Source organism: Halomonas litopenaei, assembly GCF_017303055.1.
GTDB classification, from domain to species: domain Bacteria; phylum Pseudomonadota; class Gammaproteobacteria; order Pseudomonadales; family Halomonadaceae; genus Halomonas; species Halomonas litopenaei_A.
On the sequence record NZ_JAEKJT010000005.1, the window covers coordinates 258,200 to 284,499 of the forward strand.

At 59.3% G+C, this 26,300-nt stretch carries 22 protein-coding genes and 1 other RNA gene; 11 read left to right on the plus strand and 12 right to left on the minus strand.

Annotated elements, in window-relative coordinates; translation table 11 throughout:
* Positions 1-8: 8 nt before the first annotated feature.
* Positions 9-1,523, plus strand: coding sequence for a threonine ammonia-lyase, biosynthetic (gene ilvA, locus JF545_RS11315; protein WP_206942125.1), 1,515 nt, complete (start codon positions 9-11; stop codon positions 1,521-1,523).
* Between the two features lie 742 nt (positions 1,524-2,265).
* Here the strand turns inward: ilvA and JF545_RS11320 are convergent.
* The 3 genes from JF545_RS11320 to JF545_RS11330 all read right to left on the minus strand — a co-directional run bounded on the left by JF545_RS11320 (position 2,266) and on the right by JF545_RS11330 (position 3,549).
* Positions 2,266-2,919: a 5-formyltetrahydrofolate cyclo-ligase gene (locus JF545_RS11320; RefSeq protein WP_206942126.1), complete on the minus strand. Its 654-nt coding sequence runs from the start codon at positions 2,917-2,919 to the stop codon at positions 2,266-2,268.
* 6 nt (positions 2,920-2,925) lie between these two features.
* Positions 2,926-3,110: non-coding RNA, 6S RNA (ssrS, locus tag JF545_RS11325), on the minus strand.
* A gap of 127 nt (positions 3,111-3,237) precedes the next feature.
* Entirely contained in the window at positions 3,238-3,549 is a 312-nt protein-coding gene (locus JF545_RS11330) for a cell division protein ZapA (protein WP_206942127.1), read from the minus strand.
* 221 nt (positions 3,550-3,770) lie between these two features.
* Between JF545_RS11330 and JF545_RS11335 the strand changes: the two genes are divergently transcribed.
* From JF545_RS11335 to JF545_RS11345, 3 genes are all read left to right on the plus strand, one after another.
* Positions 3,771-4,355, plus strand: a complete 585-nt coding sequence (locus JF545_RS11335) for a UPF0149 family protein (RefSeq protein ID WP_206942128.1) — start codon at positions 3,771-3,773, stop codon at positions 4,353-4,355.
* Positions 4,356-5,146: 791 nt separating this feature from the next.
* Positions 5,147-6,514 (plus strand): 2-octaprenyl-6-methoxyphenyl hydroxylase, encoded by a 1,368-nt coding sequence (gene ubiH / locus JF545_RS11340; protein ID WP_242520798.1) that lies wholly within the window; start codon positions 5,147-5,149, stop codon positions 6,512-6,514.
* Positions 6,515-6,812: 298 nt separating this feature from the next.
* Complete coding sequence (locus JF545_RS11345) at positions 6,813-8,000, plus strand: UbiH/UbiF/VisC/COQ6 family ubiquinone biosynthesis hydroxylase (RefSeq protein ID WP_242520839.1); 1,188 nt, start codon at positions 6,813-6,815, stop codon at positions 7,998-8,000.
* A gap of 108 nt (positions 8,001-8,108) precedes the next feature.
* Here the strand turns inward: JF545_RS11345 and JF545_RS11350 are convergent, their stop codons facing one another.
* From JF545_RS11350 to gpmI, 3 genes are all read right to left on the minus strand, one after another.
* Positions 8,109-9,419 carry a S41 family peptidase gene (locus tag JF545_RS11350; RefSeq protein WP_206942130.1) on the minus strand — a complete coding sequence of 437 codons (1,311 nt, stop codon included), beginning with the start codon at positions 9,417-9,419 and terminating at the stop codon, positions 8,109-8,111.
* A gap of 70 nt (positions 9,420-9,489) precedes the next feature.
* A complete protein-coding gene (locus JF545_RS11355; RefSeq protein WP_347401330.1) occupies positions 9,490-10,716 on the minus strand; it encodes a murein hydrolase activator EnvC family protein in 1,227 nt (408 codons plus the stop codon).
* 56 nt (positions 10,717-10,772) lie between these two features.
* A complete protein-coding gene (gpmI, locus tag JF545_RS11360; protein WP_206942131.1) occupies positions 10,773-12,344 on the minus strand; it encodes a 2,3-bisphosphoglycerate-independent phosphoglycerate mutase in 1,572 nt (523 codons plus the stop codon).
* A gap of 436 nt (positions 12,345-12,780) precedes the next feature.
* On the opposite strand from gpmI, the gene JF545_RS11365 reads away from it, so the two are divergent.
* From JF545_RS11365 to JF545_RS11375, 3 genes are read left to right on the plus strand one after another with little or no spacing between them, the layout of a single operon-like run.
* Positions 12,781-13,203: a rhodanese-like domain-containing protein gene (locus tag JF545_RS11365; RefSeq protein ID WP_206942132.1), complete on the plus strand. Its 423-nt coding sequence runs from the start codon at positions 12,781-12,783 to the stop codon at positions 13,201-13,203.
* A gap of 44 nt (positions 13,204-13,247) precedes the next feature.
* The gene (gene secB / locus JF545_RS11370; RefSeq protein ID WP_206942134.1) at positions 13,248-13,781 is read left to right on the plus strand and encodes a protein-export chaperone SecB; all 534 of its coding nucleotides are present in this window, start codon (positions 13,248-13,250) and stop codon (positions 13,779-13,781) included.
* A complete protein-coding gene (locus JF545_RS11375; RefSeq protein WP_206942135.1) occupies positions 13,781-14,521 on the plus strand; it encodes a 16S rRNA (uracil(1498)-N(3))-methyltransferase in 741 nt (246 codons plus the stop codon). Before secB ends, JF545_RS11375 begins: the two co-directional genes overlap by 1 nt.
* A 171-nt stretch (positions 14,522-14,692) precedes the next feature.
* On the opposite strand, the gene JF545_RS11380 is transcribed toward JF545_RS11375, so the two are convergent.
* The 6 genes from JF545_RS11380 to JF545_RS11405 form a co-directional block, all read right to left on the minus strand.
* Positions 14,693-15,745: an Ldh family oxidoreductase gene (locus JF545_RS11380; RefSeq protein ID WP_206942136.1), complete on the minus strand. Its 1,053-nt coding sequence runs from the start codon at positions 15,743-15,745 to the stop codon at positions 14,693-14,695.
* Positions 15,742-17,256, minus strand: a complete 1,515-nt coding sequence (locus JF545_RS11385; protein WP_206942137.1) for a tripartite tricarboxylate transporter permease — start codon at positions 17,254-17,256, stop codon at positions 15,742-15,744. Before JF545_RS11385 ends, JF545_RS11380 begins: the two co-directional genes overlap by 4 nt.
* 3 nt (positions 17,257-17,259) lie before the next feature.
* Positions 17,260-17,730, minus strand: a complete 471-nt coding sequence (locus JF545_RS11390) for a tripartite tricarboxylate transporter TctB family protein (RefSeq protein ID WP_206942138.1) — start codon at positions 17,728-17,730, stop codon at positions 17,260-17,262.
* Positions 17,731-17,740: 10 nt separating this feature from the next.
* On the minus strand, positions 17,741-18,721 hold the full coding sequence (locus JF545_RS11395; protein ID WP_206942139.1) for a tripartite tricarboxylate transporter substrate binding protein: 981 nt from the start codon (positions 18,719-18,721) through the stop codon (positions 17,741-17,743).
* Positions 18,722-19,295: 574 nt separating this feature from the next.
* The gene (locus JF545_RS11400) at positions 19,296-20,264 is read right to left on the minus strand and encodes a GntR family transcriptional regulator (protein ID WP_206942140.1); all 969 of its coding nucleotides are present in this window, start codon (positions 20,262-20,264) and stop codon (positions 19,296-19,298) included.
* 447 nt (positions 20,265-20,711) lie between these two features.
* Positions 20,712-22,241, minus strand: a complete 1,530-nt coding sequence (locus JF545_RS11405; protein WP_206942141.1) for a UxaA family hydrolase — start codon at positions 22,239-22,241, stop codon at positions 20,712-20,714.
* 187 nt (positions 22,242-22,428) lie between these two features.
* Here JF545_RS11405 and JF545_RS11410 point away from each other — a divergent pair, with 187 nt between their 5' ends.
* The 4 genes from JF545_RS11410 to araD1 all read left to right on the plus strand — a co-directional run bounded on the left by JF545_RS11410 (position 22,429) and on the right by araD1 (position 26,295).
* Positions 22,429-23,445, plus strand: a complete 1,017-nt coding sequence (locus tag JF545_RS11410) for a TRAP transporter substrate-binding protein (RefSeq protein ID WP_206942143.1) — start codon at positions 22,429-22,431, stop codon at positions 23,443-23,445.
* A gap of 72 nt (positions 23,446-23,517) precedes the next feature.
* On the plus strand, positions 23,518-24,021 hold the full coding sequence (locus tag JF545_RS11415; RefSeq protein ID WP_206942146.1) for a TRAP transporter small permease: 504 nt from the start codon (positions 23,518-23,520) through the stop codon (positions 24,019-24,021).
* A gap of 7 nt (positions 24,022-24,028) precedes the next feature.
* On the plus strand, positions 24,029-25,291 hold the full coding sequence (locus tag JF545_RS11420) for a TRAP transporter large permease (protein WP_206942147.1): 1,263 nt from the start codon (positions 24,029-24,031) through the stop codon (positions 25,289-25,291).
* Positions 25,292-25,305: 14 nt separating this feature from the next.
* Positions 25,306-26,295, plus strand: coding sequence for an AraD1 family protein (gene araD1 / locus JF545_RS11425; RefSeq protein ID WP_206942148.1), 990 nt, complete (start codon positions 25,306-25,308; stop codon positions 26,293-26,295).
* Positions 26,296-26,300 lie beyond the last annotated feature (5 nt).

Here is a 26,300-nt window from a genome sequence, read left to right on the forward strand (position 1 = left end):
ATACCAGAATGCTCGAAGCTACCGTCAAGAAGATCCTCCAGGCCCGGGTTTATGAAGCGGCCCGTGAAACGCCGATTTCCCCGGCTCCCATGCTGTCTCGACGGTTCAACAACCAGATTCTGATCAAGCGTGAAGATCTGCAGCCGGTGCACTCGTTCAAGATTCGCGGCGCCTATAACCGTATGGCCCACCTCAGCGACGAGCAGAAAGCCAAGGGCGTGATCGCGGCCTCTGCGGGAAATCACGCTCAGGGACTGGCGCTTGCCGCCAAGTTGATGGGCGTCAAGGCGGTGATCGTAATGCCGCGCATCACCCCTGAAATCAAGGTCGCCGCCGTGCGAGGCTGGGGCGCCAAGGTCATCCTCAAGGGCGATGCCTTCGCCGCTGCTGCAGAGCATGCTCACGAGTTGGTTGAGCAGCACGGCTATACCTACATCCCGCCGTTTGACGACATCGACGTGGTCGCCGGTCAGGGGACCGTCGCCATGGAGATTCTGCGCCAGCATAGCGGCCGCATTGACGCCGTCTTCATTCCGGTGGGCGGCGGCGGATTGATCGCCGGCATGGCGGCCTACATCAAGTACCTGCGCCCTGAGATCAAGGTCATCGGGGTCGAGTCCGAGGACAGTGCCTGTCTCAAGGCTGCCCTTGAGGCGGGTGAACGGGTGGTGCTGGACCAGGTGGGGGTATTCGCCGAGGGCGTCGCCGTAGCGCAGATCGGCAAGGTGCCTTTTTCACTGATGCGCGACCTGGTCGATGACGTGATTACCGTCAACACCGATGAGATGTGTGCGGCGGTCAAGGATATCTTCGAGGATACCCGTGCCGTGTCAGAGACCTCGGGGGCGCTGTCGCTGGCCGGACTGAAGAAATATATCCAGGAGAGCGGCGCCCAGGATCAGACGCTGGTATGCATCAACTCTGGCGCCAACACCAACTTTGACCGCCTTCAGCATATTGCCGAACGGACCGAGCTGGGTGAACAGCGTGAGGCGATCCTGGCGGTGACGATTCCTGAGCGCCCAGGCAGTTTCAAGAAGTTCTGCCGTACCATCGGCAAGCGTATGGTGACCGAATTCAATTATCGCTACGCCGACGCCGACCAGGCCCATATCTTTGTCGGTGTGCAGGTCAAGCCCGGTGGTGAGGATCGCCAGGCGTTGATCGGCCGTCTGTTCGAGGCGGGTTATCCGGTCGAGGACCTCACCGACAACGAGCTGGCGAAGTTGCATATTCGCCATCTTGGCGGAGGTCGACCCCGCACCGAGTTTGTTGAAGAAGCCTATCGCTTCGAGTTCCCCGAACGTCCCGGGGCGCTGATGAATTTCCTGACCCACCTCCCCCAGGACTGGAACATTTCGCTGTTCCACTATCGCAATCATGGCGCGGCCTATGGTCGAGTGCTCGTCGGTATGCAGATTCCCAACGGCGATCGCAGTCATGTGGAAGAGCATTTCGATGCCATTGGCTATCGCTATTGGAAGGAAAGCGACAATCCCGCCTACCAACTGTTCATGGCATAGCGTTGGGGCATGGTTTCTTGGCATCGCTTCAGGGCATCGCCAAGCGCCCCGAGCACAGCACTGTTTCGGCCCTGTCAGCGCCACCGACACGGAATGAGTAACGGTGGCCAGCAGGGCCTTGTCGAAGGGGAATGCCGTCATCCGCGCATGTCATGACGCAGGACAATGAATAGCGTGCCAAGACATCTTGGCAGTTGGGATCAAGCGGCGTATCCTGCGCGCGAGCGCTGACTTACTTGCTGGGCCAGAGCTGGTCAGTAGATGTGCGTCATGCCACTAGAGTGGTAATTGCCATGCATAAGTGCCCAGCCTATAGTCTGAGCTTGGGAAGCGCTGAATAAATCAGCCGAGCGGAATGAGGTGCAAGGCGCCCGCAGCGCAGAACCCGGGCCTATGCCGTATAGGTGAGGAGTTCGAGCAGCGCGCAACGCAGCGAATCGTCTGCACAGGCATTTATGCAGTGTTTCCTTAGTTGCTTCGACCTATAACATCAAGACAATACGGCAGGCGGCCGTATATACGGAGTCAGGAATGAGACGCAAGCCCGATCTGATCATGTCACTGGTGCTGGTTTTCGGTCTGGGAGTCGTCGCCACCGGCTATGCCCAGGCGCTGGTCGGCGGCTGAAACCGACCAGAGGGAGAGATCTCCCGCGCCATTGAGCACGACATCGGCAGATATCGCGATCCGGCCGCCCACCATGGGCGGCCGGATGCGTTTCAGGACCTGAGCCGCGGCTGTTTCAGTGCGCAGGACGAATGACGCCTGCATCGCTGACGATGGCATCCAGGGGGACATCCCAGGAGGCGATCGGTAGGTGGTCCACTCGCTGTACATCATGGGCGAGCCCAATCAGGCGAGGCCTGGGGCCGCCGTTGTATTGCGCTGGATGGGCAAAGGCCAGGGTGCGGTCGTAAAAGCCCCCTCCCATGCCCATGCGCTGCCCTGACGAGTCAAAGCCGACCAGAGGCAGCAGGATGGCATCGAGAGCCCAGGCAGGCATACGGTGTGACGGATGCGCCCCGAAACGGCTGTCCGGCTCGGATATGCCGAAGCGATTGGTCACCATGGGGGTGCGGGCGTCGTAGCGAACGAACCACAGGCAGTTGGCCGCCAAGGGGCGCAGTACCGGGAGGTAGGCCTGGGCACGGCGGCGATGCAGCCAGCGAATGAGGGGCCGAGGATCGATTTCCCCGTCGTTGGGCAGGTAGAGCGCCACGTGTCGAGCGGTCAACAGCTCCGGCAGGCGACGCAGTCTCGCGATCAATGCCTGGCTCGCCGTCTGTTGCTGCTGCTGACTCAAGTCGCGGCGTCGGCGACGCAGCTCGCGTCGCAGCTCGGTGCGTGACAAGTGCCCGAGCTCTGTCTGAGCTTCGTGGTTGGAGCACAGATTCATCGTTCAAGGTTCCCCAGAATGCCGCTGTCGTTCTGGCCCTTGAACCCATAGGTTCAAGGTGGGTGGCCGCAGCCGAGCCGTCAGGCTTTCCGTCGCACGGACATGCACACGGGCCCGGCTAGCTATTGGCCCCCTGGGTACTGCTCATAGGCTCGAGGGACTATAACGACTGGCGCACACCCCAGGGAACAGCTCCATGCTAACAGACAGCGAGGCTGCTCCAAAGCGAAGATGCCAATGAGGGACAAGCGCCCAGTGCAAACCGTCGCTGGCGGGTGTGGTCCTTTAGTGTGTCTGAGTCACGTGCTTCGTGGCGTCTCAGTCACGTGATTCGCGGGCTGGGGCGGTGGCCAAGGCCTGCTCCAGTCGGGTGTTCAGCTCACTGAGACTGGCCTCACTGGCGCGCTTCTCGTCACGCAAGCCAAGTAGCTCATGGGCCAGGTTGAGTGCCGCCATGATCGCGATCTTCTCGCGATCCACCATCTTGCCGCGTGCGTGAATACCCTGCATAGCCTGGTCCAGGTAGCGCGCAGCGCGCTCAAGGCCCTCTTGCTCCTCTGGGGCGCAGGCAATGGTATAGGGGCGCTCCAGCAGCGTAATGTCGGTGGTATGCCGCGTGGTATCTGTCATGGGCCTGGCTCCGGAAGGGCCTCGGTCAACGCAGCGCCGAAGGGGCAGAATGCGTTACCATCAGGGGTATCGATTGCGAGTCACTATAAGAGAGCCGTCAGCGGGGGGTCAACGCGAGGCATCATGACCTCGGGACCTTCGTCGATAGCGTGGAGGTGCCAGGCGTTGCTGCGGTCCTCCCAGTCCCCTCCCCGATGCCGTCTCTTTCAGCGGAAATTGCTATGTCACTGATTAACGAACGCCAGGATTTTTCCACCATTGCCGATACCTTCCTGCTGCACGGAAGCATGCAGTCGCCGGCCTTTTTGGATGGCCGTCTGTGTGCCGAGCTGGGGCTCCACGATCTGACGGCGGAAGGCTGGTTGCAGCAGGTCTGTTTAACCCTGGGGGTCGACCAGCCCAAGGATGAAGCCAGCGCTGAACGTCTGCTGGGTTGGCGCCGCCAGACCCTGGATGCGCTGTCAGGCAGCGAGCTGAATTTTGAGCCGCTGCTGCCTGACGAGCTGTTTTCCCTGGCCGAGCGCGCGCAGGGCCTGAAGGAGTGGACGCTCGGTTTTCTTGAGGTCGTTGAGGATGCCGGTGAAGAACTGCGCAAGGAATGGTCGGCGGCGCTGGCGGAAGCCATCGACGACCTGGCAGGCCTGGCGGCCATCGACACCGATATCGATGACAGCGCGGAAAACGAAAACGACCTGTTCGCCTTGACCGAGCATGCGCGCATGGCGGCGATGTTGCTCTATACCGAACAGCATCCGGGCACGCCGCAAGTGGAAAAGGTCGACGAAGAGCCGCCGACCACCCATTGAGGCGCGCTCCCAGGTGGCGTTCTACCGCTGCCTGGGCACGCCCTGCCACGGACCAGGTGTCAGCGGGTGTCGCCTGCACCGTCCGTTTCCCCCCTCGCCGCGGCCTTTGCCCTGAGCGCCCAAGCGATAGCCGCGGCGGCTAGATCTCTCCGCTCTCCCCTGCTCGTTGTTGTTGCCGTTGTCTTTACGTCGCCTTGCTCGTCCGCTCACTGGTTGAGCGCCTTGCCCTGCTGCGCTCTCGCCTGGTCATGCCCTCTGCCGTCCAGTGAACCCCTTCTCGATACGCAACCTTCACTCTGACGCAGAGCCTGCTATGCTGCGTATTGCTGGTTATTTTGTTGTGATCGTGGTGCTAACGGTATCGAAAATAGAGAAAACCGCCGACAGCTTGAATCTCGTGTCCTAGCGCGCCCGTGCGACATGCGACGTCGTCAGCGGTCGCTCTCTGCTGCTGTCGACAGCACCGAGACGCCACTGGTCGATGCTGTCACTGTCGCCATTTGCTGGTGTGACGGTCAGGCAACGCTGCTGTTTATTGCTGGCAGCCAACTTAGAGGGTCACGTCAGGTGGCCAAGGCAGTTGATCGAGATCGACCGGAAAGGACGCTGAGGGCGCTTGGCCGTCAAGGTGGCCCTGGCAGGACCTTGTGTCTGGCAGGGGGAATCAGCGATGCCAGGAGCGACTTTTTGGCTACTAGCTGCTGGCTTTATTGTTGCACAATGTGGTTATTTTCTGATCGCCTTATCGTGTTCAGAAGGCTTGTTACGTAAAATATTTACAGGATTACAGTATGACCGAAGGTCGTCCCCAGGATCAGGCGGCACCCCAGGCGGTAGCGGCTGCCGATGCGCAAGACAACGCCCAGGCTGGTGCGGATACCGGAGGTGATGCCCCCGGCCAAATGGCGAGCGCCAGTGCGCCTTTGGGGGTGGCACGCGAGGAGGTGTCGGCCGGCGTTGAGCAGGTGGATGTCGCGATTATTGGTGGCGGACTGGTCGGCGCCAGCCTGGGCGTCGCACTGTCGCGGTTGATCCACGATCGTGGCTTGCGGGTAGCCGTCATCGAAGCCTCGCCAATGTCCGCTGCGACGGCCCCAGCCAGTGACTGGCAGCCCAGCTTCGATGCCCGGGCAAGCGCTATCGCGGCAGGGACCGCGGCGCACTTCGAGACCTTGGGTGTGTGGTCGGCCATGGCCCCCCAGGCGAGCCCCATCTCATTGATTCATGTCAGTGAGAAAGGGCGATTGGGGGCGACACGGCTGCGTGCGCATGAAATGGGCGTCGATGCCTTGGGCTATGTGATCCCTAATGCGTGGATGGGGCAGGTGTTGCATCACCGTCTCGCCGAGCTGCCGTTGGACTGGCACTGTCCCGCAACGGTCGAGCACATCTCTGCCTGTGCTGGCGGACACCGATTGGTGCTGTCATCAGGTCGTACCTTGCAGGCAGGCCTTACGGTCATGGCTGACGGCGGTCGATCAGGCTTGAAAGAGGCGCTGGGCATCGAAAGTGATGCCACCCCCTACGAGCAGGTTGCGCTTATCGCCAATGTGGCGGTATCCCGGCCCCATGGAGGCGTCGCCTATGAGCGCTTCACCCGCGAAGGGCCGATGGCGCTGCTGCCTTTGCCCGGGCAGTCGATGGAGCTGGTGTGGACCCATGCCAGGGAAAGCGAGCAGCGTCGTCTGGCGCTGTCTGACCGGGGTTTTCTCGACGAGCTGCAGCGGGCTTTCGGCGACCGCGCTGGTGCCTTCGTCAAGGTGGGCAAGCGACACGTCTACCCGCTGTCACTGGTGACCGCACGTGAGACGACTCGGCCTGGCCTGGCGGTGATGGGAAATGCCGCCCATGCCCTCCACCCGGTCGCGGGGCAGGGCTTCAATCTCGCCCTGCGAGGCGTGATGGACCTGGTCGAGGCGATTGACCAAGGGCTGGAAGATGGCCATGCCCCGGGAAGCAGTGACACCTTGTCGGCCTTCGAACGGAGGCGCCAGGCGGACCAGCGTAATGTGGTGCGCTTCAGTGACGGACTGATCCGACTGTTTGGCATCGACCAGCCGCTGCTGTCCCATGCTCGTGCAGCGGGCCTGATCGGGCTCAACCTGAGTGGCCCGCTGCGCGGGACCTTGACCAGGCGAGCGATGGGGATAGAGCGTTAGGGCAACACGGGATAACTGCCTGCGCCAATGATTCGCTGCGCTGCGGGTGCCTAGCGGCGCTCGGCTGATGTATTTGGCGCTCCCTCACGGAAGCGCGGCATCTCCATCAGGAGGATGAGACAGCAAGGCGGCGAGCGAAGCCAGGGGCATGGCGGTACACTGTGCCTGCCAGCGCGATGGCGTCAGGCAATGGTTCAGCATTCGAGAACAGGCGGGGGCTAAGGTGAGCGAGCAAGATCAACACGCGGCCAGTGCGACGGCGCCAGAAGCCTATGATGTCGTGGTGTCGGGTATCGGCATGGTCGGTGCGGTTCTAGCCGTACTGCTGGGACGCGCCGGCTGGTCGGTAGCGATGGTCGACCCACGCCCTGGCCCTCTTGACCGGCAGAGGCTGCCGCTGGCGTCGCCTGCCCCTCGGGTAAGCGCCTTGACGCCTGTATCCCAGCGGCTGCTTCAGGGGATTGGTGCGTGGACGGATATTACATCACGTCGCGTAACGCCCTACACCGGCATGCAGGTGTGGGATGCCGAGGGCTCCGGCGAGATTCGTTTTCGCGCCGACCAGGCGGGGGTTTCGGTACTGGGCCACATCGTCGAGAACGACCTGGTGCTGGCTTCACTGGAAGCTTGCCTGGACGCGCTGCCGCAGATCAGGCGCTTTTATGGCCAGCGAATCGTCAGTCTGGCCGGTAGTGATGATATGCGTGAGGTGGGCCTGGAGGATGGCAGAACGCTGTCGGCGCCGCTGGTGGTTGGTGCGGATGGGGCGCGATCACCACTACGCGAGTTGGCGGGGATTGAGGTCAGCCAACATGACACAGGGCATCAGGCAGTGGTCACCACCGTCAGGACCGAGCGTCAGCATGGCGCGGTAGCGCGCCAGGCGTTTCTGCCCAGCGGACCCTTGGCCTTTCTGCCGCTGACGGTCGACGGCGACAGCCACTATTGCTCGATCGTCTGGTCGACCTCGCCTGAGCATGCGCAGCAGCTGTGTGAGATGCCGTCCGAGGCGTTGGGACAGGCCATGGGTGCTGCCGTGGATCACTGCCTTGGCGCGGTCGAGGTCCTCGACCAGGCGATCCGTTTTCCGCTGAGCCAGCGTCACGCTGAGCGCTACCACCAGCCAGGCCTGGCGCTGGTCGGTGATGCTGCCCATAGCATTCACCCGTTGGCCGGTCAGGGGGTCAATCTGGGCTTTCTGGATGCGGCAGTGCTGGCCGAGGAATTGCTGGAGGGCCGCCGCCGAGGCGTGTCTCCGGGCAACATTCGCCTGCTGGCGCGCTACGAGCGCCGCAGGCGCGGTGACAACAGCATGATGCTGGTGATGATGGATGGCTTCAGACGGCTCTTCGGAAGCCGCCACCCCGGTATTACCCTGCTGCGCAACCTGGGCTTGTCTGGCGTCGATCGAGTGTCGCTGCTCAAGCGGCTGATCATGCAGCAGGCAACCGGGTCGCGCGGGCGCCTGCCGGCGTCGTGTCGCTGATGACAGTCCGCACCGGTCGGCACGCGTTATTGACTAGGTGATGGCTCTGGTGAGGGCCCTGGTGATGGCCCAGGAGACGGTGGCCAGGATGACCTGGCCACCTGCGTCTTACTGAGGGGTGCGCTGGCTGATGACATTCAGCGCCTTGAGCAGGTTCAGGGCCTCGCCGAGCTGATAGTCTCCAGCCAGTCTGTCGCTCTGGTCGCTCCTGTCACGCTGGCTATCCTCGCCCAGGTGCCCTTGCAGGTCGGCTTCACGAATCCTCAAGCCGCTGCTTTCCGCGACCTCGAGTCGGCCCCGCACGACTTCAACATCGGGCTCGATGCCCTGGGCCTGAATCGAGCGCCCGTTGGGGGTGTAGTAGAGCGCCGTGGTCAGCTTCAGCCCTTCTCCATTGCCGAGGGGCAGGATCTGCTGCACCGATCCCTTGCCGAAGCTCTCGGTGCCCATTACCACGCCGCGACGCTGGTCCTGCAGCGCGCCTGCCACGATCTCGGCGGCGGATGCGCTGCCACCGTTGATCAGGATGACCAGAGGCACGTCGGGCGCCACGGTGCGACGAGTGGCGGAGAAGCTCATGTCGCTGTCGGCCAAGCGCCCTTCGGTATAGACGATCAGGCCTCTGTCGAGGAAGGCGTCGGCCACGTCCACCGCTGATTGCAGTACGCCTCCAGGGTTATTGCGCAGGTCCAGCACGATACCCGACTGGGCGCCCTCGTCCCGCAGCTCGGCCAGGGCATCTTCGACCTGCTCACCGGTGCGCGACTGGAACTGGCTGATGCGCAGATAGCCGTATCCGGGCTCCAGCACGTCGCTCTTCACGCTGTCGGTGCGGATGATCTCGCGAGACAGGGTGACTTCCCTTGGGGCTCCGTCGCCGGCACCCACCACGGTGAGGCGGATGTCGGTACCTGGGTCACCGCGCATCATATCCACGGCTTCCTGCAGCGTCAGGCGGTCCGTCGGGGTGTCATCAATGCGCAGGATGGCATCGCGTGCTTCCAGGCCAGCCCGCTGGGCCGGCGTATCATCGATCGGTGTGATGACCGTGAGCTGGCCGTCGTCGAGCCCGACCTCGATGCCGATGCCGCCGAATTCGCCCTGGGTGGTCTCGCGCAGGTTGCGGAAGGCGTCCTCGTCCAGGTAACTGGAATGCGGGTCGAGCTCGGACAACATGCCGCGCATGGCATTCTTGAGCAGGGTGGCATCGTCGACTTCCTCGACATAGCCACGCTTGATCCGCTCGAAGACCTCCGAGAAGGCCTGTATTTCGTTGATCGGCAGCGCATCGTCGGCGCTGCTGGTCTGGGCCAGACTGGTGCCGGGCCAGGCCAGCAGGGCGGTGAGGCACCACGCCAGGCCGAGCCCGGTGACGGTCGCAGGGCGCGAGGGGCGATGTGCGGCTCGGTGTTGGAACATGCGGTCTCCGCTCGACGTAGGGGCAAGGTTCAAGCATAGCCCCAGGCAGGTGGTATGGAAATGGCAGGGATCAGCGCCGCGCGATCCAGCCGCTGGGGTCAATCGGGCTGCCGCGTCGGCGGACCTCGAAGTACAGTCCGGGGGCGTCCCGGCCGCCGCTGACGCCAACGCGGCCAAGCACCTGGCCGCGCTCGACCCGGCTGCCGACGCTCGTCTCGAACTGCTGCAGGTGGGCATAGAGCGTCATTACCTGATCGCCGTGATCGATGATCAACAGATTGCCAAAGCCGCGCATCCAGTCGGCAAACACCACGCGCCCGGCATGCACTGCCTCGACAGCGGTGCCCGAGGCTGCCTGGATCAGGATGCCATTGCGGTGGACGCCACGGGACTGGTGAAAACGGCTCAACATCATGCCCTGTACCGGCCATGGCAGATCGCCGCGAGTGCGCTCGATGGCGGTAGACGGGGGCGGTCGCTCCAGCCGGGTCATGGCCTCCTGTACGTCGCGCAGCACGCGTTCGGCGTGGGCCCTGTCCTGGTCGAGCGCTGCCAGGCGCGAGGCTTCGGTGTCATAACGCTGGTCCAGCTCGTTCACCAAGGCCTGGCGTTCCTGGCTCTGGCGGGCCAGGGACTGGCTGCGGGCTTCAACATCGGCCCTGAGCGCTGCAAGGCGCTGTGTGCGCTGCTCCAGCGCGTCCCGGTTCTCGTCCAGACGTCGGTTGAGCTGTGCCAGCAGATCCAGTCGCTGGTTGCGTGCCTCGGCCAGATGGTTGAGGTAGGCCTGCAGGCGGTCGAGCCGGGCAGGGTCGTCCTGATTCAGCAGCAGCTTCAGCTGTGGTGTGGTTCCCATGCGGTACAGCGCGTCCAATTGGCGAGCCAGGGCGGCCTGCTGCTGTTCGCGTTCCGCCTCCATCAGCTCTCGGCGTCTTTCCAGCTCGGCCATTTCCTGGTCGATATCCCGGCGCTCGGCCTGCAGCTCATCCAGCTGTCGGTGGGTGTCGGCCAGGGCGGTTTCCACCTCACGCAGGTCAGCGCTGGCATCGTCGCGAGCGCTATCGGTGCTGGCCAGGCGCCGATTGGCCTCCTGAATGCGCTCACCGATGGCGTCCAGGGTGGCCTGGGCCTCGCGCTCATCGGGGCTGGCGAAGGCAGCGGGCAAGGCGGCCACCGTCATCCCGGTCAGCGGGGTAGGCAGACCGCCCAGCCACAGGGCGGCGGCAAGCAGAAACGTGCCGCAGCGGCCATGAGGCGTGCTTGCGAGGCCATGACGCCGCCTCGTGGGAGACGGCGTCATGGCTGAGCGTGCAAGGGCGGCGGGTCGGCCTTGACGAAAGGGTACGAAGAAGCGTCTCACGACAGTTCGATCAGCACCTCGCCGGTCATTTCCTCAGGCACGGTTTCGTTCATCATCGTCAGCAGGGTGGGAGCAAGATCGCACAGGCGCCCGCCATCCTTGAGCCGGGCCTCGCGGCTGCCGACATACACCAGTGGCACCGGGAAGGTGGTGTGGGCGGTCTGCGGGTTGCCTGTCTGCGGATGCACCATCTGTTCGGCGTTGCCGTGGTCGGCGGTGATCAGACAGGCACCCCCCGCTCTCTCGATCGCCTCGACCACGCGGCCTACGCACTTGTCCACTGCCTCGATGGCGGCCTTGGCGGCGTTGAAGTCGCCGGTATGGCCGACCATGTCGCCGTTGGCGTAGTTGCAGATGATCAGGTCATAGCTGCCGCCATCGATGGCCTCGACCAGGGTGTCGGTCAGCTCAAAGGCGCTCATCTCGGGCTTTTCGTCGTAGGTCTTGACGTCCTGGGGGGAAGGAATCAGAGCGCGCTTCTCACCTTCGAATTCCTGCTCGCGGCCGCCGGAGAAGAAAAACGTCACGTGGGCGTACTTTTCGGTCTCGGCGATACGCAGCTGGGTCTTGCCGCGACGCTCCATCACCTCACCCAGGGTGTTGGTCAGGTCTGCGGGCGGGAAGGCCGAGGGAGCGGGAATGTCTGCCGCGTACTGGGTCAGCATGACCAGACCATCGGCGGCCAGCGTCGGCCGTGCTTGACGGTTGAAGCCGTCGAAGTCCTCGAGCACAAAGGCGCGGGTGAGTTCGCGGGCGCGATCGGCGCGGAAATTGAGGAACAGCAGGGCGTCACCATCGTTGACGGTGACGGCCTCGCCGTTGGGCCGCACGCTGGTAGCGGCCACAAACTCGTCGGTTTCACCACGTTCGTAGGCGGCGGCGAGACCCGCTTCGGCACTTTCGGCCTGCTGCTCGCCGTGGCCTTCGGTAATCAGGCGGTAGGCCTTTTCCACTCGCTCCCAGCGGTTGTCACGGTCCATCGCGAAGTAGCGACCGATGATCGACGCCACATAGCCGTTATCTTTGCCCACCAGCTCAGCGAGCTTGGCGTTGGCGCGCTCGATTGACGCCTGGGCGCTCTTGGGCGCTGTGTCGCGGCCGTCCAGGAAACCGTGCAGGTAAATGCGTGTGGCGCCGCGGCGGGCGGCCATCTCGGCGATGGCCAGCAGGTGGTCCTCGTGGCTATGTACGCCACCAGGGGAAAGTAGCCCCAACAGATGGACGGCCTTGCCGGCACTGACGGCAGCGTCGATCGGTGCGGTCAGAACGACATTGTGGTCGATCTCACCGTCCTCGATGGCCTTGGTGATGCGGGTAAAGTCCTGATAGACGATACGCCCGGCACCCAGGTTCATATGGCCGACCTCTGAGTTACCCATCTGGCCGTCCGGCAGGCCCACATGGCGCCCATCGGTGTGGATCAGCGTGTGGGGACGCTCCTTCCACAGGCGGTCCATATGAGGAGTGTCGGCGGCGGCAACGGCATTGGACGCGGTATCTTCGTTGTGTCCGTAGCCGTCGAGAATGATCAGCGCCACCGGGCGCGGTGCGGTCGCAGTGTCCGTCATGAGGAATAGCCTCTAGCTCAAGGTGACCTCGCCCGGCATCCTTCTCTGTGGTCATCGCGGTGGATGACGGGGGATGTCCTGGGGTGTCGTGAATTAACGCTGGTGCCTGGCGTTGCGGGAAGCGTGCAGCATGGCATGCCAAACGTCGCTGACGGGCTTATGGCGTAGGCGAACGGGCTCGCGACACGAACTTCCTTGCGGCATCATATCGCACGCTGGCGTCAAGCGTCATTGCCCCGAGGGGGCACTGACCGCGAGGCATCAGCGCTGAGTCGTGTATACTGGCCGCCCCGCGGCGGTCAGGGGAGACGCAGGCTATGCTGGCGTGCTTCCCTGGCGGTGATCGAGCGCTTCGCAGGTGGTGTCTGACCCCGCGCCTTGATCCTGCGCCCCAGGCCTTCACCATCTTTGCATCCGACAAGAGTTAGCCGAGCCCATGATCGATCAGCTGTTCGAATTTGTGCAGAACCATCCGCTGCTGGTGGCGGCCTTCCTGGCCGTGCTGACGGCCTGGCTGCTGTATGAGCTGCGCAATGCCAATGCCGGTGGCGTCACGACCAGTGAGGCCACTCAGATGGTCAACCGCGAGGACGCCGTGATCCTCGACGTGCGCGACAAGAACGACTTCAAGGCAGGGCATATTGCCGGTGCGCGCAATATCCCCCAGAGCAACCTCGACAATCGCCTTAACGAGCTCGACAAGGTCAAGTCATCGCCCATCGTAGTGGTGTGCAAGCATGGCCAGAGCTCTGGCGCCGTAGCGGCCAAGCTGAAAAAAGCCGGTTTCGAGCGTGTGTTCAAGCTCAAGGGTGGCATGACCCAGTGGCAGACCGATAACCTGCCCATCGTCAAGAAATGATCGCCCGCACTGATTTCTGATTACCCGTTTCAAGGATTTTTACCATGGCAGATGACAACAACCAGAACGCCGGTGCCCAGGCCGCCGGTCAGCAGGATCAGGAAAAGCCGCAGGTGCAGTTTTCTCTGCAGCGCATCTACGTGAAGGACATCTCCTTCGAAGCGCCCAACTCCCCAGGCGTCTTTGGCCAGCCGTTCAAGCCGAAGGTCGGACTTGACCTGGATACGCGCAGCGCCAAGGTCAGCGAGGGTCTGTACGAGGTGGTGATCAAGGTGACCGCCCAGGTGACCCACAGCGAGAGCGGCACCACCTGCTTCCTCGCCGAGATCGAGCAGGCTGGCCTGTTCCGCATCACGGGTATCGAAGGCGACCAGCTGGACCACACCCTGGGTGCTTTCTGCCCCAATGTGCTGTTCCCGTATGCTCGCGAGTGTGTTGACAGCCTGGTCAACCGCGGTGGTTTCCCGCCGCTGATGCTGGCGCCGGTCAACTTCGAAGCACTGTACGCCCAGAAGAAGCGTCGCGAAGCCGAGCAGCAAGGTGCGGCTCAGGGCGAACAGGCGCCGACCGCTCACTGATGAGCGATATCGCCTTCCGGGGCCCCCGCATTCACGTCGCCGCCGCGCTTGTCGCTGGCGGCGACGTCGTTCTGCCCGAAGGAGCCGCGCGACATGTGGGGCGCGTACTGCGGCTCAAGCCAGGCGATTCGCTGGTGCTGTTCGATGGCCAAGGCCAGGAGGCTTGCGCCAGCATCGCTGAGGCCGACCGAAAGAAAGTAAGCGTTCACATACGTGAGGTTAGAGACGGTAGCGGCGAGTCGCCCCTGTCGGTTCACCTTGGCCAGGCGATCTCCAAGGGGGATCGGATGGACTATGCCATCCAGAAGGCGGTCGAGCTTGGAGCAGCGGCGATCACGCCGTTGTACACCGAGCACGGTGATGTGCGTCTGAAGGGGGAGCGCGAGGCCAAGAAGCTGGCGCATTGGCAAGCCGTGGCGGTCAGTGCCTGTGAGCAGTGCGGGCGGGCCACGGTGCCCCCGGTACATGAGCCTCAGACACTGGAGCACTGGCTTGGCCAGCGCGATGAGCCGCTGAAACTGGTGCTGCACCCCGGTACGCCTGGGGTCCTCGATCGCGTTGACGCCGTCGACCGCGCCTGTGTGCTGATCGGCCCGGAAGGCGGCCTGTCCCTCACCGAGGTTGAGGCAGCGAGCGCCAAGGGGTTCGCTGCCCTCACGCTGGGACCACGCATCCTGCGTACCGAAACCGCCCCAGTGGTGGCATTGACCCTGCTTCAATCGAGGTTTGGGGATATGTGAGCGCTCACTATTGTCGAGCGTACTGCGCTCTCTCGACTGCCTTGATCCGGCACCCTGATCCGCACCCTGTGAAAGGCCCGGCCTCTATTTCGAGGCGTCGGGCCTTTTTCGTTTGGCGGCAAAGCTCCGTTCAGTTGCATCTCGCGCAGCTTTGTAGCGAGCCTCGATGGCTCAGGCGTCAAGTGTTCCTTTCAGTGACGAGTTGTCGATGGCGCTGCGAAGCTCTGCGACCACTTCGTCGGGGAGCGGGATGCCTTGATCGAGAAACTCGGTGCGACGCCTGAGTCCCGATTGGCCAGGCAGTCGCACAGGACGTTCGGGGTCAATGGGCTTGGCGTGCAGACAGGCTTCCACCAGGTGGTCGGTTTCGTCGAGAAAATCACTGCTCCCCGCAAATAGCTCCGGATCGATCACTATGACGGTCACCGAGGCCCCCCATCCGCTTGGGTCGTCCTTGCGTCCGAAACCGCCAAGGGCCGAGGTCAGTGCCTCGACCATCAATCCCATGGCAAAGCCCTTATGGCCAAATTCACTCCCCCCAAGCGGGAGAATGCTGCCCTGAGGATCCGTGAAGTAGTCAGCGGGATTATCGCTGACACTCCCCTGGTTGCTGAGAATGACCGGATGAGCGAGTCGTGAGCCTTCGGCCCTGGCCTTGGCCACGCTGCCGTTGGTGACGGTGGACATGCTGACATCGAGCATGATCGGCTGGACCCGGCTCGGGATACCCATGGCGATCGGGTTCGGTGTGTAGACGGGGTCGAGCCCCCCGTATGGTGCTACCGACTTTACCGCCGGGTCAGACGTCATGATGATTGGCATCAGCCCCTGGTCGATAAAGGGCTTCAGATAGGAGGCCAGGCAGGCAATGTGGTGGGACCGTTTGATGCTGACAATACCGATCCCCGACGCCCTGGCCGCATCTGCACTTTGCTCAAGCGCCTTCTGCACCAGGTAAGGTCCGAGGATATAGTGCCCGTCGTAGGCCGCCGCCACAGGGCTGATCTGACGGGATTCCAGCAGTGACGCATCACCACGCGCATGGCCGGACTTCAAGTCCTTTAGATAGCCGTTGGCCAGTTTCACGCCGTGGGTATGGTGTCCCAGCAGGTCCCCCTCGATAAGGATGGCGCTGGTCGTTCGGCTGACCTCTTCGGATGCGCCGGCTTCTCTGAAAAGTGTCACCAGGACATCTTCCAACCACGGTGTCGTATAGCGTCTCATGATAATTCCTGTGCCTTGTTGGAGTTGGCGTTCTTGAACTTCTTGTAGGCCACGGTCAGCAATGGTGACAGCCACAGCAGAATGACGAGGGCGCCCAGCCCTGCGCTGATCGGGCGTGAAAAGAAGGCCAGCAGGTCACCATTACTCTTGAGCATGGAGCTCATGAAGTTGTTTTCCAGGGTGGTGCCTAACACCAGCCCCAGGATGGCGGGCGCCATTGGGAAATCGCATCTCGCCAGGATTGATGCCACCGCGCCGATAATAAGCATGATCCATACATCAGTAATCGAATTATTGATCGAAAATGCGCCAACGATGCAGAAGCAAAGAATAATCGGCATAAGTACCTTCCTTGGCGTGAGGATAAATACTTTTGCAGACCTTATTGCGGCATAGCCAATAGGAAGCATCACCAGGTTAGCCAGGAAAAAAACGACAAATAGTGCATAGATCAACCCACTGCCATCCATGAAAATAGTCGGTCCGGGGTTCATGCCTTTCATATACAGCACCCCGATGACGATAGCCGTGATGGAGTCTCCGGGTATGCCGAACACCAAAGCCGGCACCCAGGCGCCGCTGATGCCCGAGTTGTTCGCCGAGCTGGCATCGACAATGCCTTCAATATGGCCTGTTCCGTATGCGTCTTTTTGCTTCGAGCGACCTTTGCCGACGGCGTAGGAAATCCAGGCGGCTATATCGGCTCCGGCGCCGGGGAGCGCCCCGATCAGGGTGCCGATCGACCCTCCGCGAAACATGTTGGGCCAGTAGGCCTTCAGGTGGCCTGGAACCTGGGTGAAGACACTATCCTTGGAAAGCGACGGCATGGCCTTACCATCACCACGTGATCCATAGAACAGCATCAACTCGTTGAGCGCGAACATGCCGATCATGACCGGTATGAAGTTGATTCCGGCCATAAGATCCGGGATGCCGAAGGTAAAGCGGGGAGCACCACTCATCATGTCCAGCCCGACAGTGGACAAGAGAAGACCGATCATCAATGACAGGAAGGCTTTTACCCTGGAGCCAATAGCGATAAATATCGAGCAGCTCAATCCCAGCAAGGCCAGCCAGAAATATTCAAATGAACTGAACTGAAGAGCGACCTCAGCTAGCGAAGGAGACACGAAAACTAGAATGATGGTGCCGAAAATTCCACCAAATACCGAGCAAACCAGGTTGACGCCAAGGGTCTCCCTGGCCCGTCCGGACCGTGCCAGAAGGTGGGAATCACCTACATAGGCCGCAGATGATGGCGTGCCAGGAATATTCAAATAGGTGGCGGGTATGTCGCCGGAGAATATCGCCATGGCAGATGTGGTCACGATCGCTGCGATCGCCGGGACCGGATCCATGTAAAAGGTGATCGGCACCAGTAATGCTACCGCCATGGTAGCGGTAAGACCTGGCACGGCTCCGACGAAAACACCAAAGACGGAAGCAGCTAAAATGACGAGCAAGGTCTCGACATTGAAGACTAGTTGTAACCCTAGAAGAATGGTATCCATGACTTATCCCCAGAATCTCATCAACCCTTCGGGAAGGGGAATCAGTAGGTAGGTGGAGAAAATAAAATAGATGATTAGCGAGGCGAGGATAGACACGACCAAGGAAAGAAGAAGTGATGCCTTCCGGAAAAGCATCAGGGCGAAAATACCAATGGCGAGGCTAACCGCTGCGCCCAGGAATTCGCTGGTGATAATATAAAAGACAATCATCACGCAGGGCAGAAGTGACGCCAAGAGCGGCCGGATTTGAAGCAGTCTGTCCCTTTCCGCAGCATTGGCGGCATACTGCGCCTTTAAAACGGGAACCTGCTTTGCCGACAGGAACAAACCACCTATAAGAAACCCTCCCCCAATGAGGGAGGGAAACAGAGATGGCCCAAATTGCAGGCTAGCCATCGTCGGGTACTGTCGGGCTACATAGATGACGATGCAGCCAGACAACATGAAGGCTAGCCCCAAGATGAAATCTCTCATCTAACAATCCTTACTTGCCCAGGCCGACGTTCTCGATGATCTCACCGTAGACAGCGTCCATCTCGACCATCAGCTGGCCGAAATCTTCCGCGTTACGCCACTCCGTGCCGAACCCTTGCTGGGACATGAAGTCCTGATAGGTATCGCTGTTGTAGGCTGCTTCCAGTGCGGTCTCCAGGGTTGCGACTACCTCGGGGTCCATGCCCTTTGGCCCAGCAATACCGCGCCATTCGCCGACAAGATAGTCGCTGCCGATCGCCTCCTGGATAGTGGGAACGTCCGGGAAACTCTCGATGCGCTCCGGCCCCATCACGCCCAGGCTCTTGGCACGCCCTGCTTCGATCATCGAACGCGCTTCAGGAACAGAGCTTGGAACGATCTCCAGGCCGCCGGCGGCAAGCTCGGTCATGGCCGGTGCGGCGCCTTGACTGGGAATCCAGGTGACGCGGTCAGCTTCCATACCTTGATCCATCAGGAAACCGGCGAAGGCCAGGTGCCAGACGCCCCCCAGCCCGGTACCGGATGCCTGGAAGGTTCCCTGGGGTTCTTCCCGGATCGCCGCTACCAGGTCTTCCAGAGATTCGTAGGGAGCATCTGAGCGGACCTGGATCCCCGGGTAGTCGAAGTTGATTTGCCCGATGGGGGTGTAGTCCTCGTAGGTCAGGTTGGTCAGTCCCTGCCAGTGCATCATGTTGAGCTCGCCAGTCACCAGGCCCAGGGTGTAGCCATCGGGGCGAGCCGTGGCCATGGCGCTATGACCTACGACACCGCTGCCGCCGGTGCGGTTGACGACGTTGACCGTCTGGCCAAGCTCTTCTTCGAGTGCGGTGGCAATGGTCCGGGCGGTGGCGTCCGTGCCTCCACCGGCAGCCCAGGGAACGATGATGGTGATGGGCTTTTCAGGGTAGGCGGCGAAGGCAGAACTGGATGCTGCGAAGATCAGTGCTGCGGTGACAGTTTTGGCGTTTTTTGTGTTGATTATGGCTTTCATTGGCATGCCTGGATCGTCTAATTATGGATTGTAGGGAATAACGAATCTAGCACGCTGTGTTTATTGCATGCAATGAACGTTTTTTAGACTTTAGTTTAGTCTTGATTGGAAAAATAGCGTGTAGTGAGCCTAAGGATGCCTAGAGAAAAGGCTGGAGGCGATGGGATCGATCAAATGAAAAAATCGCTGTAATCGAGTGTTGTGCGGCACTCACAGGAATACGATCTTTCAGTAACATATTGTTGCAATGCTTGGGTCTTTGATGGGGGCGTTGGGCTACTATGAAGATAGATAAAATAAGGTCGACTCTGGCTATTCAGCGGCTACTGTTGACCAATACACGACAGCCATTTCCTAGGATTGATCATCGTTTATTCACTAGCCTTATGTCGACCATGCTTAACGCATGACGACCAGATCTTGATGACAATCTATGAAGTAAGTGGCAAATAATCCTTGTAAGAATGCTGTTCCACATACCTGACAGATGGATGCTGATAGTGACAGGCTACAGGTATGTGGCGAGCATGCTTTTTTTAATCGAAGATATGATGAAAACGTTGACTTATGAGTCTCAAGGGCTCCGTAGATACTCCGGGATTTCGACTTCCGGATTATCACGAAACTGCTCCAGTCGATGCTGAACTTTTGATTCCGAGGCAATGAGATGTCTGAACAAGGCGTCGCGTGCCTGAGAAGATTTTCGTGAAAGCATCAAACTGAATACCTCGCGATGCTCATCAAAGAAGGGATCGTTCTGAGGAAAATCGATCTTGCTACCAAGAAGATGCTTGCTGATCAACAGTATGGGGCGGGTACGTTGAAGCATGGTAACGATCTCATCGTTACCTCCCGCTACTATGGCATGTTGATGAAGATCGTTTTCCAGCTCGTCGAGAAGCTCCCCCCGGATGTTGGGGTATTGACTCTCTGCACTATCGAGGCGGTCAATGTAGCGTTTGATATCGGCATCAGGCAGTCTTGCGCAGGCCTGGGCGATCATGAAAGGCTCAAGCTGTTGTCGAGCCTCGTATAGCTGATGAAGACGGACATCATCCAGTGGTACTACCGTCCAGCTACTGTACTTGTTGTTGTCGACGACACCCAGCGACTGAAGGTGAAGTAGAATTTTTTGTGTCGTGGTTCGGCTAACATCGAGAAATTTTGCCAGTTTTAGTTCATTTAGCTCCATTCGACCCACCATGGAGCAGAGAACGATATCGCGTTCGATCTCTTCAGCAAATTTTCGCCAGGAGTCAGTCCGCCGAACCGCCATCTTTCCACTGGACTGTGCGAAGTCCTTTTCGGTAAGTGGGCGTCTGATGACGTCGGCAGGCTGACTCCCCACTAGGTATCCTCTGCCATCAAAGCGGCTGATCTTTCCTTCTTTGTGAAGCCGCTCCAGCGTCTGTCGCACAGGGGAGCGACTAATCTTGAAAAGCTCGGAAATATTGCTTTCGAGCAGAACGAGCCCCTTTTCGAGGCTACCGCTTTCCATGCTCTCGGTTAATATGTGGTAGAGCTGATCCTTTAGCGTACCCATCTCGACTCTCCAATAGCGTGTCGCAAATATTCTTTTCAGCTCTTGTTGTAGTGGTCTATCCGCCTGGCGCCTGCCACGATGAGATGGCGATAGCGTCAATAAAGGGATTGTCCTTCAAGAAACTCTAATCGCTTGGCTCACATCATTGTACTCCGGCTTGACTACCGCTAGCGGCAAAGGCGCTGAAGCAAAGCGAAGTAAGGTTGATGACTCAGCACCGGGTCTTGCAGGCTGGTCGTTTCCTCTTCGGACAGGCGGTACTCGACGCATTTAGCCTTGGGCCAGCTGGGACCCGAAATACCCTACCCGGCTAGCACATAAGACAGCATCGACTCGAGGTGCATCCCCGTGCTGCTGCGTAGCGGTGCGTGACGCAAGGGACACCCGCGGTAAGCTTTGGTTGCGCGGGTGTCTGTGGCCCATAGCCGTTACAGTCAAGGATGCGAGCTAGGTCACGGCGCCCACCATCCACGGGACGAACTCATTGTTGCCATACCCCAGGGTTTCGCTAGCGCTGGATTCGCCGGATGCGACCGCGATAATACGCTCAAAGATCATCTCGCCGACCTCTTCGACACTCGCCATGCCATCAGCGATAACACCACAGTTGATATCCATGTCTTCGGCCATGCGTTCATACATGGCGGTATTGGTCGCGAGTTTGATGGATGGTGCGGGCTTGTAGCCTGACACCGAACCCCGTCCCGTCGTGAAGCACACCATATTGGACCCGGATGCGATCTGTCCTGTCACCGATACCGGGTCGTAGCCTGGGCTGTCCATGAAATTGAACCCTGGCTGCGTGCGCGGTTGTGCATACTCGAGTACGTCGTTGAGACTGGTCGACCCGCCCTTGGCGACGGCACCCAGCGATTTTTCCAGGATCGTTGACAGACCACCAGCCTTGTTCCCGGGAGATGGGTTGTTATTCAACTCGGCGCCATTGATCTCTGTGTAATGCTTCCACCAGGCAATGCGATCCAGCAGCTTGCTCGCCACGTCCTTGCTGATGGCTCGATCCAGAAGCAGGTGCTCGGCGCCATAGATCTCGGGTGTTTCGCTGAGGATCACGCTCCCGCCGTGCTTGACGATGAGGTCTGCGGCATGCCCAAGGGCCGGGTTCGCGGTAATGCCCGAGTAGCCGTCTGAACCGCCGCACTGAAGCGCGACGGTAAGGTTGCTGAGAGGACTGGGTTGGCGCTCGGCTCTTGGGTGGCTCTGGGCCATATCCAGGATCTTGTCGCGTGCCAACTTGATGCTTGCCCTGGTGCCGCCAACATCTTGGATATTGAAGTAGTAGAGACGGGATGTATCGGTCAATCCCGATTTCTCCACCAGTTGCTTGACCTGATTCGTCTCGCAGCCGAGACCAATGATCAGGACGAAGGCGAAGTTTGGGTGTCTTGCATAGCCTGCAATGACGCGCTCCAGAAAGGCGAAGCCTTCTGTTTCAGTATTCATGGCACAGCCGGAGCCATGTGTTACCGGAACGACCCCGTCATAGCCCAGGGCTTCGAGGTCTCCGGACGAGTTAAGCTGTTCTGCGGCCATTTTTGCGACCGTTGCAGAGCAGTTTACCGTGGAGAGGATCCCGATATAGTTCCTGGTTCCTGTCTGGCCATCCGAGCGCAGATAACCATTGAAATGCCGCTTACTCTCGTCAGCGTTGGTCATCACTGCCGGCGAGAATCCGTCCAGAGAAGTGGTCCGTTCTAGCATCGAAACATTGTGCGTATGCACATGCTCACCTTGCGCAATATCATGGCTGGCGTTGCCGATGACCTGGCCATACTTGGTGATGCTGTCGCCAGCAGCGATTGCCTTCAAAGCAACCTTGTGACCCGCGTCAATATTCTGCAAGGACAGGTTTGAATCGTCGTCAATCGGCATGCCTTTCGGCAGGGAACGAGTGGCGACGCCTACATTGTCCTGGGGATGCAAACGAATGACAGCAGGCGTGTTGTTAATTAGCTGCATGGACGGCCTCTAGAAGAGAAATCACAAACTGGCGGAAAGCCTATCAGCTTTGGCAAACGTGACGATTAGACTATAGTCTCACAAAATGATCATTGCGCGCAATATGCATTTGCTTTAGCTTTGGCTCCGCATGCTGCCCGGACGCCCTCACCAGGGACGATAAAAAACAGCGACAACAGGTGACTCGATGAGACAAACAAAAGCATTATTGACCGCTGCAACCTTTACGCTTTCAACAGGTGCCTTGGTGTTTGCCGCTGGTACCGCGCACGCCGCCACCACGCTGCGACTTGGCCACACTTTTAATCCTGGTGAAGCTAGCTATGAATTGCTTGGTGAGCTGGGCGAGCGGGTAGAACAAAGGACCGATGGCGAGCTGAAGGTTCAAGTCTTCCCGAGTGAGCAGTTGGGCTCTGAAGTACAGCTACTCCAGCAGTCCAAGAATGGTTCCATCGACATTGTTGTACCAGGATACTCTGGAGCCAGTACTCTTCTTCCCGCCATGGAGATTTCAAACGCGCCGTTTATCTTCCAGAGCTGGGAAGAAGCAAGGCATATCCTCGAAGGGGAGGCCTATCAGCCGATCTTCGACGAGCTGAAGGAGCAGCATAATCTGGTACCTCTGGCAAAGACTTGGTACTGGGGCTGGCGCAACCTCACCTTCAACGGTGATGAGGTGCATAGCGTCGAGGATATGAAGGGTCTCAAAGTGCGCGTGCCCGAGTCGCCGGCATGGGTCGAGATGGTAAAAGCCTTTGATGCCTCACCCACCCCGATTCCGTTCAGCGAGGTCTATCTGGCGCTCCAGCAGGGGACTGTCGATGGTCAGGAAAATCCGATTCCCACCATCTATTCCCGCAAGTTCTATGAGGTTCAGGATCAACTGGTCATGAGCCGGCACATGCTGCAGAGCCAGGTTGTCCTGATGAACGCGCAGAAGTTCGAGTCATTGTCGGAAAGCCATCAGGATATTCTCCGTGAGGTGGTGCAGGAGCTTGCCCAGGAGAACTACGAGCTGCAGACCGGGCGTGAGGACTCGATGCTAGAAGAGCTTCGTGCTGGCGGTGAGATCAATGTGATCGAAGATATCGACCGTGCCTCCTTCGAGGAAGCCGCAGTACAAGCCAGGGAGAACCTGGTCGATCGCTGGGGTGAAGAAGACTATCGTCGCGTCATGTCCGCGATTGAAACCTATCGCAACTAACTACGGCTACCTAACGCCTTGCCTCGCAGAGCTATCGTGCTGGGCAAGGCGGCGTTTGGCCTATGGTGATACATGACTAGTTTTCTCGTGAAAGTGAACAGCGGTCTGCTTGCGACCGAGAAGGTGTCCATCGGTGTGATCCTTGGTGTGATGGCGCTGCTTCTCACACTGGGGGTGGCATTTCGATACATTCTGGGGGCTCCCTTTGTCTGGAGCGAGAGTGTGTCGAAGCTATTGATCGTCTGGCTGACATTTGTTGGAACCAGTGTGGCTTTTGCTGAAAAGCAGCATATTACCGTCGATTCAGTGGTGTCTGCGATGCCGAGAAGCGTCAGGAGTGTTGTACATACGCTGGTTCTACTCCTTTCCATCGTGATTCTTGGAGCCATGGCGTTCCTCGGATACGAGTACTGCCAGACGGTTGCCAGTAGTACGTCGCCTATTCTGGGGATCTCGCTTGCCTGGTTCGCTTATGCTATGCCGATATTCTTTGTATTTAGCGTTTTTCATTTAATGGTGAACACCGTGATCGAATGCTCTTTCAATGCATTCGAAACCGACATGGAAAATGTATAGGTGTGAAATGTTGATTATTATACTCGCTATACTTTTTTCCCTGATTCTCTTGGGTATGCCGATCGCCTTGGCGATGCTCGGCGCCTCTGTCGTGTCCATTCTTTCTCTCGACATTCCGCTGAATGTTCTGGCGCAGCGGGTTTCTTCCGGGGTCGAGTCCTTTCCTCTGTTGGCAATACCGCTGTTCATGCTCGCCGGCGGGATCATGAACAAGAGTGGCATCAGCGAACGGCTTTTTGACTTTACACGGTCGCTGGTAGGTCACCTGAGAGGCGGTCTCGCCCACGTCAACGTTCTCTCCAGCGTCTTGATGGCGGGCATTTCCGGGTCTTCTCTTGCCGACTGTGCAGCCACCACGCGGGTCATGGTCCCGCAGATGGAGCGCAATGGCTACGATCGGGGATTCTCGGTTGCACTGACCGCCTCTTCTGCCACCTTGTCGCCCATCATTCCGCCTTCAATCCTGATGGTGGTGTACGGTTGGCAGGCCAATATCTCCATCGGCGATCTGTTCATTGCAGGTATCTTGCCAGGTCTGCTGATCGCTCTGCTGCTGACCCTTCTCATCACCGGTATCAGCATCGTTAAGCAATATCCGAAGGATGAAGGATTCCAGCGTTCTCGTGTGGCCAGTTACTTCAAGAAGTCGGTATGGGCGCTGCTTATGCCCGTGCTGATCATCGTCGGCTTTCGCATGGGGATCTTTACGGTTACCGAAGTTGCCGCCGTCGCTGTCGCATATTCTTTCTTCGTCGGTAAGTTTGTCTACAAGACTTTAAGCTGGAAGGATATGGGCGGGCTGCTTGTCTCGACATCGCGTGAAGCTGCTTCCATTCTGATTATTATCGCTGCCTCGGCTCCCTTGGCATGGTCGCTGAGCATTCTGCAGGCACCACAGGAAGTGGTTACATGGATTACTGGGCTGACGGAAGATCCGTTGATGGTGCTGTTGCTGCTTAACCTTGCGTTGCTGGTTGTCGGCATGTTCATGGAAACCATTGCCGTAATCATTGTGCTCGTTCCGATCTTGATTCCGCTGTTGAATGCTCTGGATATCAGTCTCGTTCATTTCGGCGTCATCATGCTGTTCAATCTCTTGATCGGACAGATCACTCCGCCTCTCGGGGTGCTGATGTTCGTGAGCTGTAACATCGCCAGGCTGAATACCTTGCAATTCCTGAGGTCCTCGCTTCCCTTCTTCCTGGTGCTGCTGCTTGCGCTGCTGGTGATTACTTATATTCCTGGTTTGTCCCTTGCGTTTATTAATTAACAAGGCGGATTTTTATGCATATTGTACAAGTGGTAAACGATAGTAATGAGATCGTTGCGGCCATCGTCAACGGCGATGAACTTGAGCTGCTGGCACAGCCTCTCTACACCATTGCGCTCCATGCGGCGAACCAGCAGCGTAAGCTGGAAGCGGTGCTGCCCGAATTTCGCACGGATGCCACCCTGTCCTACGACAAGGCTATTGCTGATGGCCGTCTTCGCGCACCGATCACCCACCCCGAGCCTGCCAACCTGCTGTTGACCGGGACCGGCCTGACCCATCTTGGCAGCGCCGCTCCGCGTAGCCAGATGCACGAAGGCGAGAACGTCGAGGCGAAGACGGCACAGCCCACCGACACTCAGCGCATGTTTGACCTGGGCGTCGCTAGAGGGAAGCCTGCCGCAGGCGAGGTCGGCGCGCAGCCTGAATGGTTCTACAAGGGCACGGGTCATACGCTTCGTGCTCCTTTTGCAGAGATCACGATGCCGGACTTCGCCCTGGATGGTGGGGAAGAAGCCGAGCTTGCCGGGATCTACATCGTCAACGACCAAGGCCGCATCTTCAGAGTCGGCTTTTCCCTGGCCAACGAATTTTCCGATCATGTGACGGAAAAACAGAACTATCTGTATCTGGCGCATTCAAAACTGCGCGATTGCAGCATCGGTCCCGAGATATTCGTTGGCGAACTCCCCGATGAGATCAAGGGGAATGTGTCCTTGCATCGGGATGGCGAACCGCTTTGGCATCGCCCCTTCATGAGCGGTGAAAAGCACATGTGTCACTCGGTGAGTAACCTTGAATACCACCATTTCAAGTATGCAACTTTTTGTCAGCCGAACCAGTTGCACATTCACTTTTTTGGCGCCGCTGTACTGAGTTTCGGTGATGATATTGCCCTTGAAGATGGTGATGAAATGCGTATCGAGTGTGATATCACCACGCGCCCGCTGAGCAATGTGCTGAAGCGTGTGTCAGCTTCAGCACCGGTAATCGAGTCGCTTTAAGGCAA

Bases quoted from the DNA above. Each gene is read 5' to 3' on its own strand.
- ilvA (WP_206942125.1), top strand. From the start codon at position 9: ATGCTCGAAGCTACCGTCAAGAAGATCCTCCAGGCCCGGGTTTATGAA.
- JF545_RS11320 (WP_206942126.1), bottom strand. From the start codon at position 2,919: ATGAATCTGTGCTCCAACCACGAAGCTCAGACAGAGCTCGGGCACTTG.
- JF545_RS11330 (WP_206942127.1), bottom strand. From the start codon at position 3,549: ATGACAGATACCACGCGGCATACCACCGACATTACGCTGCTGGAGCGC.
- JF545_RS11335 (WP_206942128.1), top strand. From the start codon at position 3,771: ATGTCACTGATTAACGAACGCCAGGATTTTTCCACCATTGCCGATACC.
- ubiH (WP_242520798.1), top strand. From the start codon at position 5,147: ATGACCGAAGGTCGTCCCCAGGATCAGGCGGCACCCCAGGCGGTAGCG.
- JF545_RS11345 (WP_242520839.1), top strand. From the start codon at position 6,813: ATGGTCGGTGCGGTTCTAGCCGTACTGCTGGGACGCGCCGGCTGGTCG.
- JF545_RS11350 (WP_206942130.1), bottom strand. From the start codon at position 9,419: ATGTTCCAACACCGAGCCGCACATCGCCCCTCGCGCCCTGCGACCGTC.
- JF545_RS11355 (WP_347401330.1), bottom strand. From the start codon at position 10,716: ATGACGCCGTCTCCCACGAGGCGGCGTCATGGCCTCGCAAGCACGCCT.
- gpmI (WP_206942131.1), bottom strand. From the start codon at position 12,344: ATGACGGACACTGCGACCGCACCGCGCCCGGTGGCGCTGATCATTCTC.
- JF545_RS11365 (WP_206942132.1), top strand. From the start codon at position 12,781: ATGATCGATCAGCTGTTCGAATTTGTGCAGAACCATCCGCTGCTGGTG.
- secB (WP_206942134.1), top strand. From the start codon at position 13,248: ATGGCAGATGACAACAACCAGAACGCCGGTGCCCAGGCCGCCGGTCAG.
- JF545_RS11375 (WP_206942135.1), top strand. From the start codon at position 13,781: ATGAGCGATATCGCCTTCCGGGGCCCCCGCATTCACGTCGCCGCCGCG.
- JF545_RS11380 (WP_206942136.1), bottom strand. From the start codon at position 15,745: ATGAGACGCTATACGACACCGTGGTTGGAAGATGTCCTGGTGACACTT.
- JF545_RS11385 (WP_206942137.1), bottom strand. From the start codon at position 17,256: ATGGATACCATTCTTCTAGGGTTACAACTAGTCTTCAATGTCGAGACC.
- JF545_RS11390 (WP_206942138.1), bottom strand. From the start codon at position 17,730: ATGAGAGATTTCATCTTGGGGCTAGCCTTCATGTTGTCTGGCTGCATC.
- JF545_RS11395 (WP_206942139.1), bottom strand. From the start codon at position 18,721: ATGAAAGCCATAATCAACACAAAAAACGCCAAAACTGTCACCGCAGCA.
- JF545_RS11400 (WP_206942140.1), bottom strand. From the start codon at position 20,264: ATGGGTACGCTAAAGGATCAGCTCTACCACATATTAACCGAGAGCATG.
- JF545_RS11405 (WP_206942141.1), bottom strand. From the start codon at position 22,241: ATGCAGCTAATTAACAACACGCCTGCTGTCATTCGTTTGCATCCCCAG.
- JF545_RS11410 (WP_206942143.1), top strand. From the start codon at position 22,429: ATGAGACAAACAAAAGCATTATTGACCGCTGCAACCTTTACGCTTTCA.
- JF545_RS11415 (WP_206942146.1), top strand. From the start codon at position 23,518: ATGACTAGTTTTCTCGTGAAAGTGAACAGCGGTCTGCTTGCGACCGAG.
- JF545_RS11420 (WP_206942147.1), top strand. From the start codon at position 24,029: ATGTTGATTATTATACTCGCTATACTTTTTTCCCTGATTCTCTTGGGT.
- araD1 (WP_206942148.1), top strand. From the start codon at position 25,306: ATGCATATTGTACAAGTGGTAAACGATAGTAATGAGATCGTTGCGGCC.